Here is a 17,154-nt window from a genome sequence, read left to right on the forward strand (position 1 = left end):
TGAAAAAGTCGGCTGAAAAGCCGACTTTTTCTTTAGCCAGCAAAGGCTTTCGGACCGGGCCTGCTATGCTATAATAAAGGCACTATGAAATTATCAGCCAAACAAGTGACGGCCCTCTTAGAGGACCAAGATTTATTAACACAAGCACCGGCTTGTGACCAAAGTTTTGATTTTTTGCACTACGATTCTCGGCAAGTGCAAGAAAACACGCTCTTTGTGGCCAAAGGGGCCTTTAAAAAAGCCTATCTGGATGGTGTGTCGGGTGTTTCGGGAATTGTTGCCAGTGAAGACCTTGGCTTTGACCAGCCCCTCTGGTTGGTGACCGATACGCAAAAGGCCCTGGCGGTCCTGTCAGCAGCCTTTTTCGACTACCCGGACCGAAAGCTCTGGATTGGGGCCTTCACTGGTACCAAGGGAAAGACGACGGCCGCTTACTTCGCTTACACAATTTTGAAGGCGGCGACTGATGGCCACACGGCGCTTTTTTCAACCGTTGACCGAATCGTTGGACCAAAGCCAGAAGACAAGAAAAAATCCGATTTGACGACCCCTGAATCCTATGAACTCTACAAGGACATGGCTCGGGCCGTTGGAAAGGGGATGACCCACTTGGTGATGGAGGTTTCCTCCCAGGCCTACTTGAAAAACCGGGTCTATGGCCTGCGCTATGACGTTGGGGCCTTCTTGAACATTTCCCCTGATCACATTGGACCAAACGAGCACCCAACCTTTGCCGATTACTTGGCTCACAAGGAAATGCTTCTGGACCATTCCGACCAGGTGATCTTGAACGCGGGGATGGACCACTACGAAGAAATCTATCAACACGCTAAAGAAAAGCACGAGCAGGTGTTGACTTTTAATCGGGAGAAAGCGGCCAGCCAGCTGCCAGATCAGGCACCAACGGTGCTCTTCCATTCCGATAAGACCGAGTTGCACGACTCCTACTTTACGGTGACGGATCAAGCCGGCTTGTCCTCCTTAAGCGAGTTGTCCGGTTCCTACCGGCTGAACTTGCCGGGTGACTTTAACGAGGAAAACGCCACGGCCGCTTTGATGATGACCGCCCTTGCCGGTGCCAAGCAGAAAGCCATGAAGCAGGGCTTGGATGAGGTAACGATTCCGGGTCGGATGCTTTCTTTGGCACTGCCAGAGCACGGGGTTGCCTTTGTCGACTACGCCCATAATTACGCCTCCTTGAACGCCCTTTTGGCCTTTGCTAAGAAGCAGTCACCGGAAGGGCAAGTGATTGTCGTCTTGGGTGCGCCCGGTAACAAGGGGGTTTCAAGGCGTTTGGACTTTGCCAAAGTCTTGTCCAAGCAGGCCGACCAGGTCTTCTTGACGGCCGATGATCCAGCCTTTGAAAAGCCGGAAGACATCTGTCAGACGATTGCCCAGGCGATTACCAACCCGGACTTGACGATTCACTACCAAATGGACCGAATCAAGGCCATTCGAGAGGCCGTTTTGACCGCTGGTCCCCATGACTTGGTCGTGGTGGCCGGTAAGGGGGAGGACCCTTATCAGAAGGTAAATGGAGTTGACACGCCTTACATCGGCGACTTTGCCGTGGTAAAAAACTGTCAAAAAGAATTAGAAGAAGGAAGCTTTACTGTCTAGTATGACCAGTCATTTACAGGACAAAAAAATATTGCTGGCGGTAACCGGTGGGATTGCCGCCTATAAGGCTGCCGAACTGGTGCGCCAATTCGTGAAGGCGGGCGCTTCCGTCAAAGTCGTCATGACCAAAACGGCCGAAAGCTTCATCCCGGCAAAGACCATGGCCATCCTATCCAAGCAGCCGGTCTTGACCGATGCGAGCCGGCTGGCTTCGGCCAATGTCGAACACGTTGCCTGGGCCCGCTGGGCCGACGCCATCGTTGTCGCACCAGCCACGGCCAACACGATTGCCAAAGTCGCCAATGGCCTGGCTGATAATGTGTTAACCGAAACGCTTTTGGCTAGCACGGCCGACACGAAAGTTCTGGCCCCGGCTATGAACGACCAGATGCTCGCCAACCCAGCCACCATCCGCAACCTGAAGCAGGTCCAAGAGGATGGTTGGCAAATTGTTGAGCCAGCCACCGGCTTTCTAGCCGAAGGCTATGAAGCCAAGGGCCGCTTGGCCAACTTGGAAAGGATTGTTGAGGCAACTGCTCTGGCCCTTTCAGATCAAAGCATTCAGCAGTCAGAAAAAAATGACATGAACGGGGACTTGCCCCTCAAGGGCCGTCGCCTGGTCATTACCGCCGGGGGAACCAAAGAGCCCATCGATCCGGTCCGTTATTTGACCAACCGTTCTTCTGGCAAGATGGGCTACGCCCTGGCTGAAGCGGCATTGGCGGCTGGTGCTCAGGTGACCTTGGTGGCAGCAACGAAGCGCCCTTATTCGCCGGGAATCGACCGGATTTTGGCACCATCCGCCAAGGAAATGCTGGCCGCGGTCACAGAAGCAATGAAGACGGCCGACGCCTTCATTGGGGCTGCCGCTGTTTCCGACTATGCCCTGGCCAAGCCCTTTGAGCAGAAGGTGAAAAAGATCAGTCCAGATGAACACCTGACGTTAGACCTGGTGCAAAATCCAGATATCTTAAAGACGGTCGGTCAGGCCAAGCGGCCGGGCCAGGTGGTGGTGGGCTTTGCAGCGGAAACCGAAAACCTGCTGCCCAATGCCGAAAAGAAGTTGGCTTCCAAAAAGGCTGATATGATTGTGGCCAACGACGTGACCGCACCAGAGGCCGGCTTTGACAAGGACAGTAATTTGGTGACGCTGCTGCAGCCAAAGCAAGCGGCCATCACCGTTGGACCGGCTAGCAAGTTAACCGTTGCTAAGGCAATTATTGACCAGTTGGTCACCCTACTTGATAAGCAGTAATTGTGGTATAATAAGTACCTAATAAGGAATCGGAGGCTTTCATGGCAAAGACAGACGAAGAACAAGCAGCTAAGTACCACGTGGGGGATGTCTTGTTGGCACCCGCCTATGGCAACTTGGAAAAGCCCTTTACTGGCAAAGTCGAGAAGGTTTACGACAACGCCTTGCTTGTCGAAATCATCGAAAACGACCCGGCTGACCAGCCAGCTGTTAACGAAATGAACCACCGGGGTGTGGTCCGAATGGCCGATGTTGAAGTCATTCAGGAAGCACCCGCAGAAAAGTAAACGAAAAAGAAGAAGGCAGTGACGTAAGTTTCAGTGACCTTGGCATCAGTGGGAGCCAGGGATTACGCCTGACCGGCGCCGCTTTTTCGAAAACAAACAAGTAAATCAAACAAAAGTGGTTGGCTTAGCCGACTATTAGAGTGGTACCGCGGGCAGGGCTCGTCTCTTCAGATATGTCGAGATGGGTCCTGTTTTTGAAAAGAAAAGGATAGAGAGATGGCAGAAAAAACAGCAGTTGTGAATGCCTTGCAGGCCGTATTGCCGGACCTGACGGCAGCAGACATCGCTTCCAAGTTGGAAGCACCAAAGGACCATAAGATGGGCGACGTGGCCTTTCCGACTTTTACCCTGGCAAAGGTGTTGAAGAAGGCACCGCAGATGATTGCCCAGGAACTGGTCGACCAAATTGACCAGTCCGACTTTGAAAAAGTCGTGGCAACCGGTCCTTACATCAACTTCTTCCTAGATAAGAAGCAAGTGACGGCCGATACGTTGAAGGAAGTCTTGGCTGAGGGCTCGAACTACGGCCAAAACGATGACGGGAAGGGGCAAACGATTGCCTTGGATATGTCTTCGCCAAACATTGCCAAGCCAATGTCAATGGGCCACTTGCGTTCAACGGTGATCGGAAATGCCCTGGCCAACCTTTCTGCTAAGAATGGTTACCAACCCGTTAAGATTAACCACTTGGGCGACTGGGGAACGCAGTTCGGTAAGTTGATTTACGCTTACAAGACCTGGGGTTCTGAAGAGGAAGTTAAGAAGGATCCAATCGGGACTTTGCTCAAGTACTACGTCGAATTCCACGATAAGGCAAAGGAAAACCCAGCCTTGGATGACGAAGGGCGTGCCTGGTTCAAGAAGCTAGAAGACGGTGACCCTGAAGCCCACAAGCTCTGGGCCTGGTTCCGCGAGGAATCCCTGAAGGAATTCACGGAAATCTATGACCGTTTGGGCATCACCTTTGATTCATACAACGGTGAGGCCTTCTACAACGACAAGATGGACCGGGTGGTCAAGGCCTTGGAAGACAAAGGACTCTTGGAAGAATCACAGGGTGCTCAAATCGTTGACTTGTCAAAGGTGAACGAGAACTTGACGCCGGCCATGATTAAGCGGACCGACGGCGCCACGCTTTACATGACCCGTGACTTGGCGGCCGCCATGTACCGGAAGGACACCTACGACTTTGCCAAGTCCCTCTACGTGGTTGGTGGTGAACAACGGGAGCATTTTGCTCAGTTGAAAGCCGTCCTTTCACTCTTGGACTTGCCATGGGCCGACGATGTGGAACACATTCCCTTTGGTTTGATTACCTTCAACGGTAAGAAGATGTCAACGCGTAAGGGTGACGTGGTCTTGTTGAAGGACGTCTTGGATGACGCCCACGAATTGGCCTTGAAGCAAATCGAAGAAAAGAACCCAACCTTGGCCAACAAGGACCAGGTGGCCGAAGAGGTTGGTGCCGGAGCCGTGGTCTTCCACGATCTCATGAACGACCGGACCAACAACTTTGACTTTAAGATTGACGAAGTGGTGCGCTTTGAAGGGGACACGGGACCATACGTCCAGTACACCAACGCCCGTGCCCAATCCATCTTGCGTAAGGCTGGGGTGGCCGTCAACACGGCTGACATCGAACTTGACGATCCAGCAACCTGGGACATCATTACGGCCTTGAACGCCTTCCCAGAAACGGTTCGCCGCGCCTTCGTAAACCGCGAACCATCCGTTGTGGCCAAGTACGCACTTGGCTTGGCCCGGGCCTTTAACAAGTACTATGCCAACTCCAAGATTTTGGCCGACGATCAAAACAAAAACGGTCGCTTGGCCTTAGTCGCCGCTGTTTCGGAAACATTGACGACTGCCTTGGCCATCCTCGGTGTCAAGGCACCAAAGGAAATGTAAGCCATTCAACTCATTTAGTTTTTTAGTAATTTCGGCCAGTTGGCTGTAAGGAATACGAATGAAAACGAAATTCTCAATTAAGAAGACGGCCTTTTGGCAGAGCGTCGCACCGGTTTGGAACCGCTATCAAATCGGCCGACTCTTAATCTTGACCTTCATGACGCTCTTCTTTGCTGCTTCACTCTACGGCATCGTGAACGCCAAAACGTCACACGTTTCGTCATTACAACAGTCGCTTTCACAAACGACCGACGTTTACGATAACTCTGGTGACAAAGCCGGTTCCCTCTATTCACAGAAGGGGACTTACGTGAAGTACAACCAAATTTCACCATCGATGAAAAACGCGGTCCTTTCAATTGAAGACCGAAACTTCTACAAGGAGCACGGCTTTTCCGTGAAGGGCTTGGCCCGTGCCGCCGTTTTACTGGTGAAGAATAAGTTAACCGGTAGCGAAACGATTTCGGGTGGTGGGTCGACTTTGACCCAGCAGTTGGTGAAAAACGCCTACCTGACGCAGGAGCAGACTTTTACGCGAAAGTTTAAGGAGCTCTTCTTGTCCGTTCAAGTTGAAAAGACCTACTCGAAAAACGACATCCTAACCATGTATTTGAATAACGCCTGGTTTGGTCATGGCGTTTGGGGTGTCGAAGACGCTTCGGAAAAGTACTTCGGTATTCACGCTTCCGAATTGAACACGGAACAGGCAGCCACCCTTGCGGGAATGCTGACGAACCCGTCCGGCTTCAACCCCATTGATAACCCCGGCCGCTCAAAGCTGCGTCGAAACGTGGTCATCCAGACAATGGTTGAAAACAAGAAGCTGACCAGCACGGAGGCCAAGGCGGCGCAAGCAACCGACATCACCCTCCATGATAACTACACGGGGGACGAATCTTACCAGTATCCATGGTTCTTTGATTCGGTCATTAACGAGGCCATTAACACCTATGGCCTGACCGAAAAAGACATCATGAACAAGGGCTACAAGATTTACACGACCCTGAACCAAAAGGATCAAAAGAACCTGCAAAACGATTATGAAAAGGGCTCGCTCTTTGGTAATCAGACGGATGCTCAGGCCGCAACCGTTGTCTTGAACGCTAAGACTGGTGGGGTCAGAGCCGTCGTCGGTGGTCGCGAAAGTCAACACACCTACCGTGGCTTTAACCGGGCCAACCAGTCGCAGCTGCAACCCGGTTCGATTATCAAGCCGCTGGTTGTTTATACGCCGGCCCTTGTCAATGGTTACTCCATCAACACGGAACTGCCAAACAAGAAGATGAACTTCGGAACCAATAACTACTCCCCAAATAACGCCTTGAACGTTGAGACGGGAAACGTCAAGATGTACGAAGCCCTGGAACACTCCTATAACATTCCAGCCGTTTACCTCCTGGATAAGTTGGGCGTGAACACCGGTTATTCATGGGGAAAGAAGTTTGGCTTGAACCTGGTTTCCTCCGATAAGAACTATGCTTTGGCCCTTGGTGGTTTGACTAAGGGTGTTTCACCCCAGCAGATGGCATCGGCCTACACGACTTTTGCAAACGGTGGCAAGATGTCTGAGGCTCACTACATCACAAAGATTGTGGACGCAACGGGTAAGACCATCGTGGCCCAGCCAAAGGCCGAACAAAAGCAGTTGATCTCCAAGTCCGTGGCCAACAAGATGACCAAGATGATGCTTGGAACCTACACCAACGGAACCGGAAAGGGTGCCACGCCTTCTGGTTATACCATTGCCGGTAAGACCGGTACGACCGAAAACCCCAACTCAACCAATAACTCGAACTCATCCAAGGATTCATGGGCCGTTGCCTATACCAACGATGTGGTGCAAGTTTCCTGGGAGGGTCTGGAAGGGAACAGCTCCCAGTCCTTGCCAATCGGTTTGATGTCAACCATCGGTAACCTGGTGAAGACCTCAATGGGACAGATTTTGCCAAATACGGATGAAACGTCCTTTAGCGTGACCGATGCTAATCAGTCAACGTCAACCCAGTCCTCGAGTTCGTCAAACTCCTGGGCAGACAACGCCAAGGAGAATATCCAAAACGGGGTCAATACAACGGTTGCCGGCGCTAACAAAGTGTGGGATACTGTAAAGGGATGGTTCGGTTCTTAGAATGAATCGAACGATTGTTGCAATGGAAGAAAGGATCTATGAAATATGTCAGTAAACATTTACGATAACGCCAACGAGATGGCAAAGGTTTTGACGCAAACCGAACAGTACACGGCCTGGAAGACTGCTTTTGATGCCGTTCAGGGTGACGAAACTGCCAAGGACTTGTTTAAGAAGTTCCAAACGATTCAAATGACCGTGCAACAAATGATGCAAGCACAAAAGACGCCAACTCCAGACCAGGAAAAGGAATGGGACGCGGTTGCTAAGGATGTGCAAGCAAACGAAAAGATTAAGGCCTTGATGGCCTCCGAACAATTGTTGAACACTTTGCTCGGTGAAATCAACGATATCGTGACTAAGCCAGTGTCAGAAAGCTACGCAGCCGCGCACAAGGCATAAGTTAATAAGAAAAAGCGACGGATTGAATTCCGCCGCTTTTTTTGTCCTGATAAATAAAAAAGGCGAGCTAGCAAATGACTAGCTCGCCTCTTTGAAATTGTTTAGTAGATGGCGTCCCGGTAGAGGGAAACAACCTTGCCCAGGATGGATACTTGATCCAAGATGATGGGCGCCATGGTATCGTTTTCCGGTTGCAGGCGATAGTGGCCAGCTTCACGGAAGAAACGTTTGACCGTGGCTTCGTTGTCCTCGTTCATGGCAACGACAATGTCACCGTTATCGGCGGTTTGTTGGCGGCGGACAATGACTTTGTCGCCATCGAGAATGCCAATGTTGATCATTGATTCACCACGGACGTTCAACATGAAGAGGTCACCGTCGTAGGGAATCAGGTCTTCTGGAATTGGGAAGAATTCCGTGGCCTCTTGTTCAACCGCTAGGATGGGCTGACCGGCCGTCACCAAGCCAAGCACTGGAATCTTACCAGCGTTTGATGAGATGCCGAGCATTTCAAAGCCCTTGGCGGTCACTTCGATAGCTCTAGCCTTGGTCTTTTCACCCTTCTTCAGGAGGTATCCGTTCTTAATCAAGCGGGCGATGTGTCCGTGAATGGTTGATGAAGAGGAGAGGCCAACTGATTCGCCAATTTCACGAATCGTTGGTGGAAAGCCGTTTTTAGATTGGTACTCGTGGATGAAACGAAGCACTTGAATTTGTTTTGAATCGGATGTCATAATGTTCTTCCCATTTCATTAATTACTGCTCTTATTCTAGCGAAAAGAAGGGGAAAAAGCAAACGCATGTTCGTAAGAATTCCTTAAGCTTTCCTCGTTTTCTTAAGCATTTTCTAAGCAAGATTAAAATTTGCTGAGCGGTGCCTTGGCCTGTGTGGTATACTTATTCTTAGATTTTTAGAGGTAAAGGAGACCGCTATGCTTGTACTAGTAGGACTTTTGGCCCTGGTTGTTGGGCTGGTTGGTGGATTCTTCTTGGCACGCTTCACGATGAAGTCATATTTGGCCAAGAACCCACCAATCTCAGAAGAAATGATGAAGTCAATGATGACGTCGATGGGTCAAAAGCCATCACAGAAGAAGTTGAACCAAATGATGAGCCAAATGAAGGCACAGAGCGCCAAGCGTTAAGTCGATTTTTGTTCAGCTAAAAAGAGCGACCCCTTGGGGTCGCCTTTTTTTATAAAAAAAGAACCTGCTTGGCAGGTTCGAATCTTGCTTATTTTTGTTTCTTTGGATCGACGTAAACCCAGTTGGGGTCGATTTCTTGGTCGAGGGCCTTGAAGGCGGCTTCGATCTTTTCGTTGTAGTCGGCAATGACCTCATCGGTTAATTTCACCTTGGGGTCAACGACGATTGGTTCGCCGAAGTTCATCGTGACGCGCTTTCTAAGAAAGAGGTGAGAGAACTTGACTGGTCCCTGGTAAACGGCTGGCACGATTGGCTTTTTGGAAAGCTTAGCAATTAGGATAGAACCTGATTTAAGCTTTTGGGAGTGCCGTGAACCAGACGGAAACATGATCAGGGAACGGTCACCGGACTTGAGCTCGCTAACTGGCTTGCGAATGACATCGGCGCCGACGTTCTTCCGGTCAACGGGGAAGGCGCCGAGAGCGACGATAAGCTTGCGCAAGAAGAAGTTTTTGAACAATTCCTTCTTAGCCATAAAGATAAAACGCTTGGGGTAGGCGGCCATGGCATACCAGACGGGATCCCACCAGGTCCGGTGTGGGGCAACCAGGATGTAATTGTCATCCTTAGGTAAACGATTTTTGTTCAAATAATAAGTGCGTCCGTTTATAATGGAAACCAGGGTCACAACGAAGACCCGGATAAAACGATAGAACATAAGCTTTTCCTTTCAAGATCATTTAACTGTTTAATTTTACTATAAAAGGGGACAAAGGCCAATGAATGAGCCAAATTTAATCGCCGGGGAACGCCTTGATGGCTTGCCTTCACAAGGAATTCAGATCATTCAAAACCCAGACATGTTTGCCTATTCATTGGATGCCGTCTTGTTGGCCTACTTTGCCAATCCGAATAAGAAGGGGCGGGGCCTTTCGGTGGACCTTGGTGCTGGAACCGGTGCGGTTGGACTTTTTTATGCTAAGAAAGTCAGTGGCCAAGTCAAGTTGGTTGAAATACAAGAAGACCTGGCTCAGATGGCGGCCCGTTCGGTTCGTTTGAATCAGCTTGACGACCGGGTTTCTGTTATTCATTCCGATATGCAGGAGGTCTTTGAGCAGATTAAGCCGGGTTCGGTCGACACCGTTTTGTGCAATCCGCCCTACTTTCCGGTCAAGAAAACGACCAAGCAAAACGAGGATGAACACTACCAGATTGCCCGGCACGAGGTGGCCATTGATTTGCCAAAGCTGGCCCAAACGGCCAATAAATTATTAAAAAACAAGGGCAAGTTTTTCATGGTTCACCGACCGGAACGCTTGGGTGATATCTTTGCTGCTTTGTCTGCCCGTGGTCTCGAAGTGAAACACCTGCAATTTGTCTATGGTAAGGCCGACCGGGAAGCCAACATGGTCTTAGTCGAAGCGATTAAGCAGGGCCGTTCCGGAGGGGTGCGCATTCTACCGCCAATCGTGGCCTATACGGCAGACAACCAATATACCAAGCAGGTCGAAACGATTCTCTATGGCCAGCCCTGGACGATGGACTAGCAGGGGTTTTTAATGATGGAATCAACAGCGAAAACCTATGACTTTTACGTCCTTTATACGGCGGACGGCTATTTTTACGGCGGCTATTCCGACGACGCCATTCGCCGCTTTCACGTGCACGAAGCCGGGAAGGGCGCGAAGTTTACCCGGGTTAAATCCCGGCATCCCTTGCGCTTGGTGTATTATGCGACTTTTGCTAGTAAGCACGACGCCATGCATGCCGAAGCGACTTTTAAGAAGCTGTCACGGGTGGCCAAGGAAGCGTTTTTGAAAGAGCACGGCGTGCCGGAAAGCGTTTGGCAGAAATAACGATCGCGATTGAATCGCTAAAAGGCTCTTTGCCAGAAACTTTTTATTGAAAAAGTCGCCCAAAAAGCTTGTCAGGAAGGGCAGTATCCTGTAAACTATTAACCGTTGTGAGAACAGCAAAAAATACACACGACCGGCGAGAACGCAGAGGTGCAGAAATGTTCATGCGAACCTTGAACCGGTCGGAGGATAACCTAGGAGGCCTATAATGGCAGTTATTTCAATGAAAGAACTCCTCGAAGCAGGAGTTCACTTCGGACACCAAACACGTCGTTGGAACCCAAAGATGGCACCATTCATCTTTACGGAACGTAACGGCATCCACATCATCGACTTGCAAAAGACGGTGAAGATGGTTGATGAAGCCTACAACTTTATGCGTAACGCATCAGCTGATGGCGCAAACATCTTGTTTGTTGGAACGAAGAAGCAAGCTTCAGACGCAATCGCCGAAGAAGCAACGCGCGCTGGTCAATTTTACATCAACCACCGTTGGTTGGGTGGAACGTTGACCAACTGGAACACGATCAAGACGCGTGTTCGCCGTTTGAAGGACTTGAAGAAGATGTCAGAAGATGGCACTTTCGACCGTCTTCCAAAGAAGGAAGTTGTTTTGTTGAAGAAGCAACAAGCCAAGTTGGAAAAGTTCTTGGGCGGAATCGAAGACATGCAGGACTTGCCTGACGTACTCTTCGTTGTTGATCCTAAGAAGGAAGAAATCGCCGTTAAGGAAGCCAACATGCTCAACATCCCTGTTGTTGCCATGATTGACACGAACGCCAACCCAGATGTTGTTGACGTGAAGATTCCTGCTAACGATGATGCTATCCGTGCCATCCGTTTGATTACGGCTAAGATGGCAGACGCTGTGATCGAAGGTCGTCAAGGCCAAGACCAAGCAGCTGAAGATGCTTTCATCGAAGGTGACGAAAACACTGAATCAATCGAAGAAATCACTGAAATTGTTGAAAAGAACAACTAAGCGATTATTTATCTGATTTGCCGTTCCGGTGGACCTGCTTGGGACGCTGGCACGGCATTTTTATTTGAACGAAAAAGGAGCTCTTGATATGGCTGTTACAGCAAAGATGGTTAAGGAATTACGTGACAAGACGTCCGTTGGAATGATGGATGCCAAGAAGGCTTTGGTTGAAGCTGAAGGTGACATCCAAAAGGCAATCGACTTGTTGCGTGAAAAGGGAATGGCAAAGGCCGCTAAGAAGGGTGACCGTGTCGCTGCCGAAGGTATGACTTACGTCATGGAAGAAGGCAACAAGGCTGCCATCATCGAATTGAACTCTGAAACGGACTTCGTTGCCGGAAACAAGGAATTTAACGACTTGTTGGCTGCTGTGACGAAGATCATTTTGGAAGCCCAACCTGCAGACGTTGAAGCCGCTTTGGCCTTGCCAGGCGAAGAAGGTCGCACGGTTAACGACATGATTATCAACGTTTCCCAGATCACTGGTGAAAAGATCACTTTGCGTCGTTTCGAAACGATGACAAAGAACGATGGTGAAGTCTTTGGTGCCTACTCACACATGGGTGGCTCAATCTCAGCATTGGCTTTGTTTGAAGGCTCAAACGCTGAAGCAGCCCGTGACATCGCCATGCACATTGCGGCCATTGCACCACAATACGTATCCGATGCCGACGTTCCTGCAGAAGTTGTTGCTAAGGAAAAGGAAGTGCAATTGGCTTCTGAAGACTTGAACGGTAAGCCTGACAACATTAAGGAAAAGATGGTTGAAGGACGTATCAAGAAGTTCTTGGCTGAAATCTCATTGTTGGACCAACCATTCGTGAAGAACGGCGACCAAAAGGTCGCTGACTTTGCTAAGGAAAACGGTTTGACGGTTAAGTCATTCGTTCGCTACCAAGTTGGTGAAGGAATCGAAAAGCAACAAACTAACTTGGCTGACGAAGTTGCCAAGCAAATCGGTCAATAAGACCCAAAAAAGTGTCCTTTTTGGACACTTTTTTTACGGACGAAAACTGATTCCTTTGCTATAATGGATGGTAAGAAAAAGGAGACACCATGACTGAAAAGAAATACAAGCGTGTTTTGATGAAGTTGTCTGGCGAAGCTTTAGCTGGAGCTAAGGGCCAGGGAATTGACTTGGAGACGGTTTCATCAATTGCCAACGAGATCAAGTCCGTTCACGAAATGGGAACGGAGATCGCCATCGTTGTTGGTGGTGGAAACCTCTGGCGTGGCGAACCGGCTTCCAAGGTCGGCATGGAACGCTCACGGGCTGATTATACGGGAATGCTGGGGACGACCATGAACGCCCTCGTCTTGCAAGATGCCTTGGAACGGGCCGGCGTTCAAACGCGCGTGCAAACGGCCATCACCATGCAGCAAATCGCCGAACCATACATCCGTGGTCGGGCCATCCGTCACCTTGAAAAGGGCCGGATCGTGATTTTTGCCGCTGGTATCGGTTCACCTTACTTCTCAACGGACACGACGGCCGCCCTGCGTGCCAACGAAATCAACGCCGATGCCATTTTGATGGCGAAGAACGGTGTTGACGGTGTTTACGATGCCGATCCAAAGACGAATCCAGAAGCCAAGAAGTTCAGTCACTTGACCCACTTGGATATTATCCAAAAGGGCTTGAAGGTCATGGATGCCACGGCCTCAACGATGTCGATGGACAACAACATGCCACTGGTTGTCTTCAACTTGAACCAGCCAGGCAACATTCAAAAAGTCATTGCCGGTGAAAACATCGGAACGACGGTTACGGGAGAAGAAAAGTAATGGCAATTGATTTTAATCAAGCAACAGAGAAGATGAAGGGCGCACAGGATGCCCTCCGTCGTGAATTGGCCGAAATCCGGACTGGCCGTGCCAACCCACGTATTTTGGACCGTGTTGAAGTGGAATACTACGGAGCCATGGTGCCTTTGAACCAGGTCGCTTCCATTTCCGTGCCAGAAGCCCGGATGCTCTTGATTACGCCCTTTGACAAGAGTGCTTTGGAAGCCATCATTACGGCCATTAACGTTTCTGACCTGGGCTTGAATCCTGCATCGGATGGAAACATTGTCCGTTTGGCCATTCCACAAATGACGGAAGAACGTCGTAAGGAATTGGCTAAGGAAGTGAAGGCCGAAGCCGAAAAGTCCAAGGTTGCCGTTCGTAACGTTCGTCGTGATGCCATGGACGCCATCAAGAAGGATAAGGACTTGACTGAAGATCAGGTTCACGAATCAGAAGACAAGATTCAAAAGTTGACGGATGACAACATCAAGGCCATTGATGAAATCGCCGCTGACAAGGAAAAGGAATTGCTGACGATTTAATGAAAAGCTGCGTGAGCAGCTTTTTTATTTTGCTCCTGTAAAGTAATGGTAATAGTTTAAAATCGCTTTAATTTAGGCTTTTTAACCGTTTCTTTTTTAGATACTTTCAATTAAATGTGCTATTATTGAGTAAGTTAAATCAAATTTAAAAGATATTAAAATGTTTCTAAAGGACGGGAAAGATGGGAAGTCATAAGAAAATTTTGGCAACGGTGGCTGTGGCAATGGCCGGCGCTGCCTTTATGAATCAAAATCAAGTGAAGGCAGATGATAATAATCCCCAACCTCAGAGCCAGTCGGTCTTAGATAGGTATGCCAATGAACATGTAACAGGGTATATCTATTCACCTGACGTATCAACGGCTAATGGTGGCTACAACTGGTTCGAAAATGGTCAGTTATACACTGGTTTTCGTTATTACATGGGCACTTACTATTGGTTTGTGAACGGTGTTCGTCAAAACGAGGGCTGGCGTCAAGCCTGGGGCATGACTTATTATACGGATAATGACGGGCGTGCGGTTCAGGGACAGCGTGTTATCGATGGTAAGGTTTACGATTTTGGAAATGATGGGACTTATTTTAGTCGTCCAGTGAACGGTTATCTTTACGATGGTTCTTCTCAAAATGGTGGTTACCGTTGGTATGAAAATGGTCAGCTGTACACGGGATTCCGATACTATGCTGGAACCTACTACTGGTTCGTTGATGGCGTTCGTCAAAACGAGGGCTGGCGTCAGGCCTGGGGGCTCACATACTATACTGATCAAGACGGCCGTGCCGTACAAGGTACCCGTGTGATTGATGGAAAAGTCTACGACTTTGGTGAAGATGGGACCTATTATAGCCGACCAGTGAATGGTTATGTTTGGGATGGATCACCTGCAAACGGTGGCTACCGCTGGTACGAAAACGGTCAATTGTACACTGGTTTCCGTTACTATGCTGGCACTTACTACTGGTTTGTTGATGGCGTTCGTCAAAACGCCGGTTGGCGTCAGGCTTGGGGCTTAACTTACTATACGGATGGTGATGGCCGTGCAGTTCAAGGCTCCCAATACATTGACGGTCAGTGGTACTTCTTTGGCGATGATGGTTCTTACTACCGCCGTTTTGCAAGTAGTGAAGTGGTCAACTGGTTCTATCGTCATTATGGACAGTTAACATATTCCATGTACGGTTCCCGAACGGGAGCTGATGGCACTGCGGATTGTTCTGGTGCCATGGTGCAGGCATTGATGGAGGCCGGTGCTTCCAAGCCGGCTTATATTTATAACACGGATTCCATCCATGACTACTTGAAGGCCAATGGCTACTATCTCGTTGCTGAAAATAACAGTAGCGTGAAGAAAAACGCTGGTGACATTGTTGTTTGGGGTAAGCAGGGACAATCTGGTGGTGCTGCTGGTCACATTATGGTCATTAACCAAGGTGATGGTGATAACGGTCGTGGAGCACGTGAGATTTCGGTTGATTACTGGACGAATGGTGGCTACAATTCGGCTGTTTCGGAGCACGACTTTGCCTACTATACGGCTGTTAATGGTTATCCTTATTCATACGTATACCGTCATAACTAAACGGATTATTGAAAAAGAGCTGAAGGATTTCAGCCCTTTTTTCTTGCCTTTTTTCCCTGAAAATAGCATAATATGGATAAGCAATCATTGTCTATGACCCGGTTTGGCACCCGGAGAGAAAATGGTGATAACGAAAGTGTCAGAGCACAGCTCTGGAAATCAGGTGGAACCGCGCGCAAGCGTCCTGATGTCAAAGAAATTTTGGCATTGGACCGTTTGGCGCGGTTTTTTGTCTTAAAGGAGGGACGATGGCCAAGTTAAAGTACAGCGTGCAATCCGAAACCCTGCTGGTCTTGCAAGAGCCCGGTAAAGTCGGCGACACTCTGGATTTAAAAGACGAGCAAAAAGTCGATACCGAAACGCTATCAAAAGCCGTGCAAGACAGCATTGAGCAGCGCATCAAGGACGAAAAGGCCGCCTGGGAGAAAAGTCAGCAGGCCCTTCTTTCTTCTCAAGTTGAAAAGGAAAAGGAAGCCGCCAAGTTCTCCGTAGAGCAGGCCAAGCAAGCGGCTAAAGACGAGGCGCAAAAGGAGCGCAACCGTCTTCAAGAAGAACTGCTGCAGTTAAAAGCAGACTTGGCCAGTGCCAAAAAGCAGCAGGAATCCGAACAGGCTTTGGCCCTGGAACGACAAAAGGCAGACTTGCTGGCCAAGGAGCAGGCCGAAAAAGAGGCCCTTCGCAAGGCAGCTGAAGAGGAGAAGGCTAAGTTACAACAGAGCCTTCAGGAAAGCAAAGAAAAGGCTTCAAAGGAGCAACAGGGACTCGAACGGCAGTTGCTTGAGTTAAAGAACCAGGTCCAAAACCAAGACCGGGACCGGCAATTGGCCCTATCAGAAACCAAGGCCGATTACGAGGCCCAGTTAAAAGCCGCCCAGGACCAAGTCGAATTCTACAAGGACTTTAAGGCCAAGCAGTCGACCAAGGAAATCGGTGAGTCACTGGAAGTCTACGCCCACCAAGAGTTCGATAAGATTCGGCCCTACGCCTTTCCAAACGCCTACTTCGAAAAGGACAACGAGGTATCGAAGGAAACCGGTTCGAAGGGGGATTTCATCTTCCGGGATTACCAGGACGGGATCGAATTCATTTCCATCATGTTTGACATGAAAAACGAGGCCGATACCACGGAAAAGAAGCATAAAAACAGCGACTTTTTCAAGGAATTGGACAAGGACCGAAAGGAAAAGGGGACGGAATACGCTGTGCTTGTCTCCTTGCTAGAATCCGACAACGACCTATACAACACGGGGATTGTCCAGGTTCACGAGTACGAGAAAATGTACGTGATTCGCCCCCAGTTCTTCGTGCACTTCATTGGGCTTTTGCGAAACGCCGCCCTTGATTCGGTGCAGTACAAGCGTCAGTTGCAAGAAGAGCGGAACCAAAATATCGACATTACTAACTTTGAAGAAAACATTAATTCTTTCAAGGACAAGTTCGCCAAGAACTACCAGTCCTATTCAAAGAATTTCCAGGCGGCCATCGACGAAATCGACAAGGCCATTAAGCGGATGGAAGAGGTCAAGCGGAAGCTGACAACTTCTGAAAACCAGCTCCGTTTGGCAAACAGTAAGTTAGACGATGTGTCGGTTAAAAAGCTGACCCGTGGCAATCCAACCATGCAGGCCAAGTTTGACGAATTAAAGAAGGATTAGATTGAG

Annotated in this window: 18 protein-coding genes; 16 read left to right on the top strand and 2 right to left on the bottom strand. The window is 49.4% G+C overall.

The annotated features are described in order from the left end of the window. The first annotated feature begins 84 nt into the window (after nt 1-84). The 6 genes from murE to G6R28_RS01515 all read left to right on the top strand — a co-directional run bounded on the left by murE (nt 85) and on the right by G6R28_RS01515 (nt 7,600). Nucleotides 85-1,620, top strand: a complete 1,536-nt coding sequence (murE, locus tag G6R28_RS01490; protein WP_213792472.1) for a UDP-N-acetylmuramyl-tripeptide synthetase — start codon at nt 85-87, stop codon at nt 1,618-1,620. A 1-nt stretch (nt 1,621) separates the two neighbouring features. After that, the gene (gene coaBC / locus G6R28_RS01495) at nt 1,622-2,875 is read left to right on the top strand and encodes a bifunctional phosphopantothenoylcysteine decarboxylase/phosphopantothenate--cysteine ligase CoaBC (RefSeq protein ID WP_213792473.1); all 1,254 of its coding nucleotides are present in this window, start codon (nt 1,622-1,624) and stop codon (nt 2,873-2,875) included. A gap of 41 nt (nt 2,876-2,916) precedes the next feature. Then, complete coding sequence (locus G6R28_RS01500) at nt 2,917-3,162, top strand: hypothetical protein (RefSeq protein WP_213792474.1); 246 nt, start codon at nt 2,917-2,919, stop codon at nt 3,160-3,162. 216 nt (nt 3,163-3,378) lie between these two features. Next, on the top strand, nt 3,379-5,070 hold the full coding sequence (gene argS / locus G6R28_RS01505; protein ID WP_213792475.1) for an arginine--tRNA ligase: 1,692 nt from the start codon (nt 3,379-3,381) through the stop codon (nt 5,068-5,070). A gap of 58 nt (nt 5,071-5,128) precedes the next feature. After that, the gene (locus tag G6R28_RS01510) at nt 5,129-7,198 is read left to right on the top strand and encodes a PBP1A family penicillin-binding protein (RefSeq protein WP_213792476.1); all 2,070 of its coding nucleotides are present in this window, start codon (nt 5,129-5,131) and stop codon (nt 7,196-7,198) included. Between the two features lie 45 nt (nt 7,199-7,243). Next, nucleotides 7,244-7,600, top strand: a complete 357-nt coding sequence (locus G6R28_RS01515; RefSeq protein ID WP_213792477.1) for a YlbF/YmcA family competence regulator — start codon at nt 7,244-7,246, stop codon at nt 7,598-7,600. 101 nt (nt 7,601-7,701) lie between these two features. Here the strand turns inward: G6R28_RS01515 and lexA are convergent, their stop codons facing one another. Beyond that, entirely contained in the window at nt 7,702-8,334 is a 633-nt protein-coding gene (lexA, locus tag G6R28_RS01520) for a transcriptional repressor LexA (protein ID WP_213792478.1), read from the bottom strand. A 198-nt stretch (nt 8,335-8,532) separates the two neighbouring features. On the opposite strand from lexA, the gene G6R28_RS01525 reads away from it, so the two are divergent. Then, on the top strand, nt 8,533-8,745 hold the full coding sequence (locus tag G6R28_RS01525; protein WP_213792479.1) for a YneF family protein: 213 nt from the start codon (nt 8,533-8,535) through the stop codon (nt 8,743-8,745). 88 nt (nt 8,746-8,833) lie between these two features. On the opposite strand, the gene G6R28_RS01530 is transcribed toward G6R28_RS01525, so the two are convergent. After that, nucleotides 8,834-9,463: a lysophospholipid acyltransferase family protein gene (locus G6R28_RS01530; protein ID WP_213792480.1), complete on the bottom strand. Its 630-nt coding sequence runs from the start codon at nt 9,461-9,463 to the stop codon at nt 8,834-8,836. Between the two features lie 61 nt (nt 9,464-9,524). Here G6R28_RS01530 and G6R28_RS01535 point away from each other — a divergent pair, with 61 nt between their 5' ends. The 9 genes from G6R28_RS01535 to G6R28_RS01575 all read left to right on the top strand — a co-directional run bounded on the left by G6R28_RS01535 (nt 9,525) and on the right by G6R28_RS01575 (nt 17,148). Beyond that, nucleotides 9,525-10,292, top strand: coding sequence for a tRNA1(Val) (adenine(37)-N6)-methyltransferase (locus G6R28_RS01535; protein WP_213792481.1), 768 nt, complete (start codon nt 9,525-9,527; stop codon nt 10,290-10,292). 12 nt (nt 10,293-10,304) lie between these two features. Further along, nucleotides 10,305-10,601 carry a GIY-YIG nuclease family protein gene (locus tag G6R28_RS01540; RefSeq protein ID WP_213792482.1) on the top strand — a complete coding sequence of 99 codons (297 nt, stop codon included), beginning with the start codon at nt 10,305-10,307 and terminating at the stop codon, nt 10,599-10,601. A 208-nt stretch (nt 10,602-10,809) separates the two neighbouring features. After that, nucleotides 10,810-11,583 carry a 30S ribosomal protein S2 gene (rpsB, locus tag G6R28_RS01545; RefSeq protein ID WP_213792483.1) on the top strand — a complete coding sequence of 258 codons (774 nt, stop codon included), beginning with the start codon at nt 10,810-10,812 and terminating at the stop codon, nt 11,581-11,583. Between the two features lie 88 nt (nt 11,584-11,671). Next, entirely contained in the window at nt 11,672-12,550 is an 879-nt protein-coding gene (tsf, locus tag G6R28_RS01550) for a translation elongation factor Ts (protein ID WP_213792484.1), read from the top strand. 89 nt (nt 12,551-12,639) lie between these two features. Then, nucleotides 12,640-13,368 (top strand): UMP kinase, encoded by a 729-nt coding sequence (gene pyrH, locus G6R28_RS01555; RefSeq protein ID WP_213792485.1) that lies wholly within the window; start codon nt 12,640-12,642, stop codon nt 13,366-13,368. Further along, on the top strand, nt 13,368-13,913 hold the full coding sequence (gene frr / locus G6R28_RS01560) for a ribosome recycling factor (RefSeq protein ID WP_213792486.1): 546 nt from the start codon (nt 13,368-13,370) through the stop codon (nt 13,911-13,913). The genes pyrH and frr overlap by 1 nt, the downstream gene beginning before the upstream one ends. A 182-nt stretch (nt 13,914-14,095) precedes the next feature. After that, nucleotides 14,096-15,493, top strand: a complete 1,398-nt coding sequence (locus tag G6R28_RS01565; RefSeq protein WP_213792487.1) for a peptidoglycan amidohydrolase family protein — start codon at nt 14,096-14,098, stop codon at nt 15,491-15,493. A gap of 72 nt (nt 15,494-15,565) precedes the next feature. Beyond that, nucleotides 15,566-15,754: a hypothetical protein gene (locus G6R28_RS01570; protein ID WP_213792488.1), complete on the top strand. Its 189-nt coding sequence runs from the start codon at nt 15,566-15,568 to the stop codon at nt 15,752-15,754. Continuing rightward, nucleotides 15,742-17,148, top strand: a complete 1,407-nt coding sequence (locus G6R28_RS01575) for a DUF2130 domain-containing protein (protein WP_213792489.1) — start codon at nt 15,742-15,744, stop codon at nt 17,146-17,148. The genes G6R28_RS01570 and G6R28_RS01575 overlap by 13 nt, the downstream gene beginning before the upstream one ends. The last annotated feature ends 6 nt before the right edge of the window (nt 17,149-17,154 follow it).

The sequence above is a fragment of the Fructobacillus papyrifericola genome (assembly GCF_018437235.1).
GTDB classification, from domain to species: Bacteria; Bacillota; Bacilli; order Lactobacillales; family Lactobacillaceae; genus Fructobacillus; species Fructobacillus papyrifericola.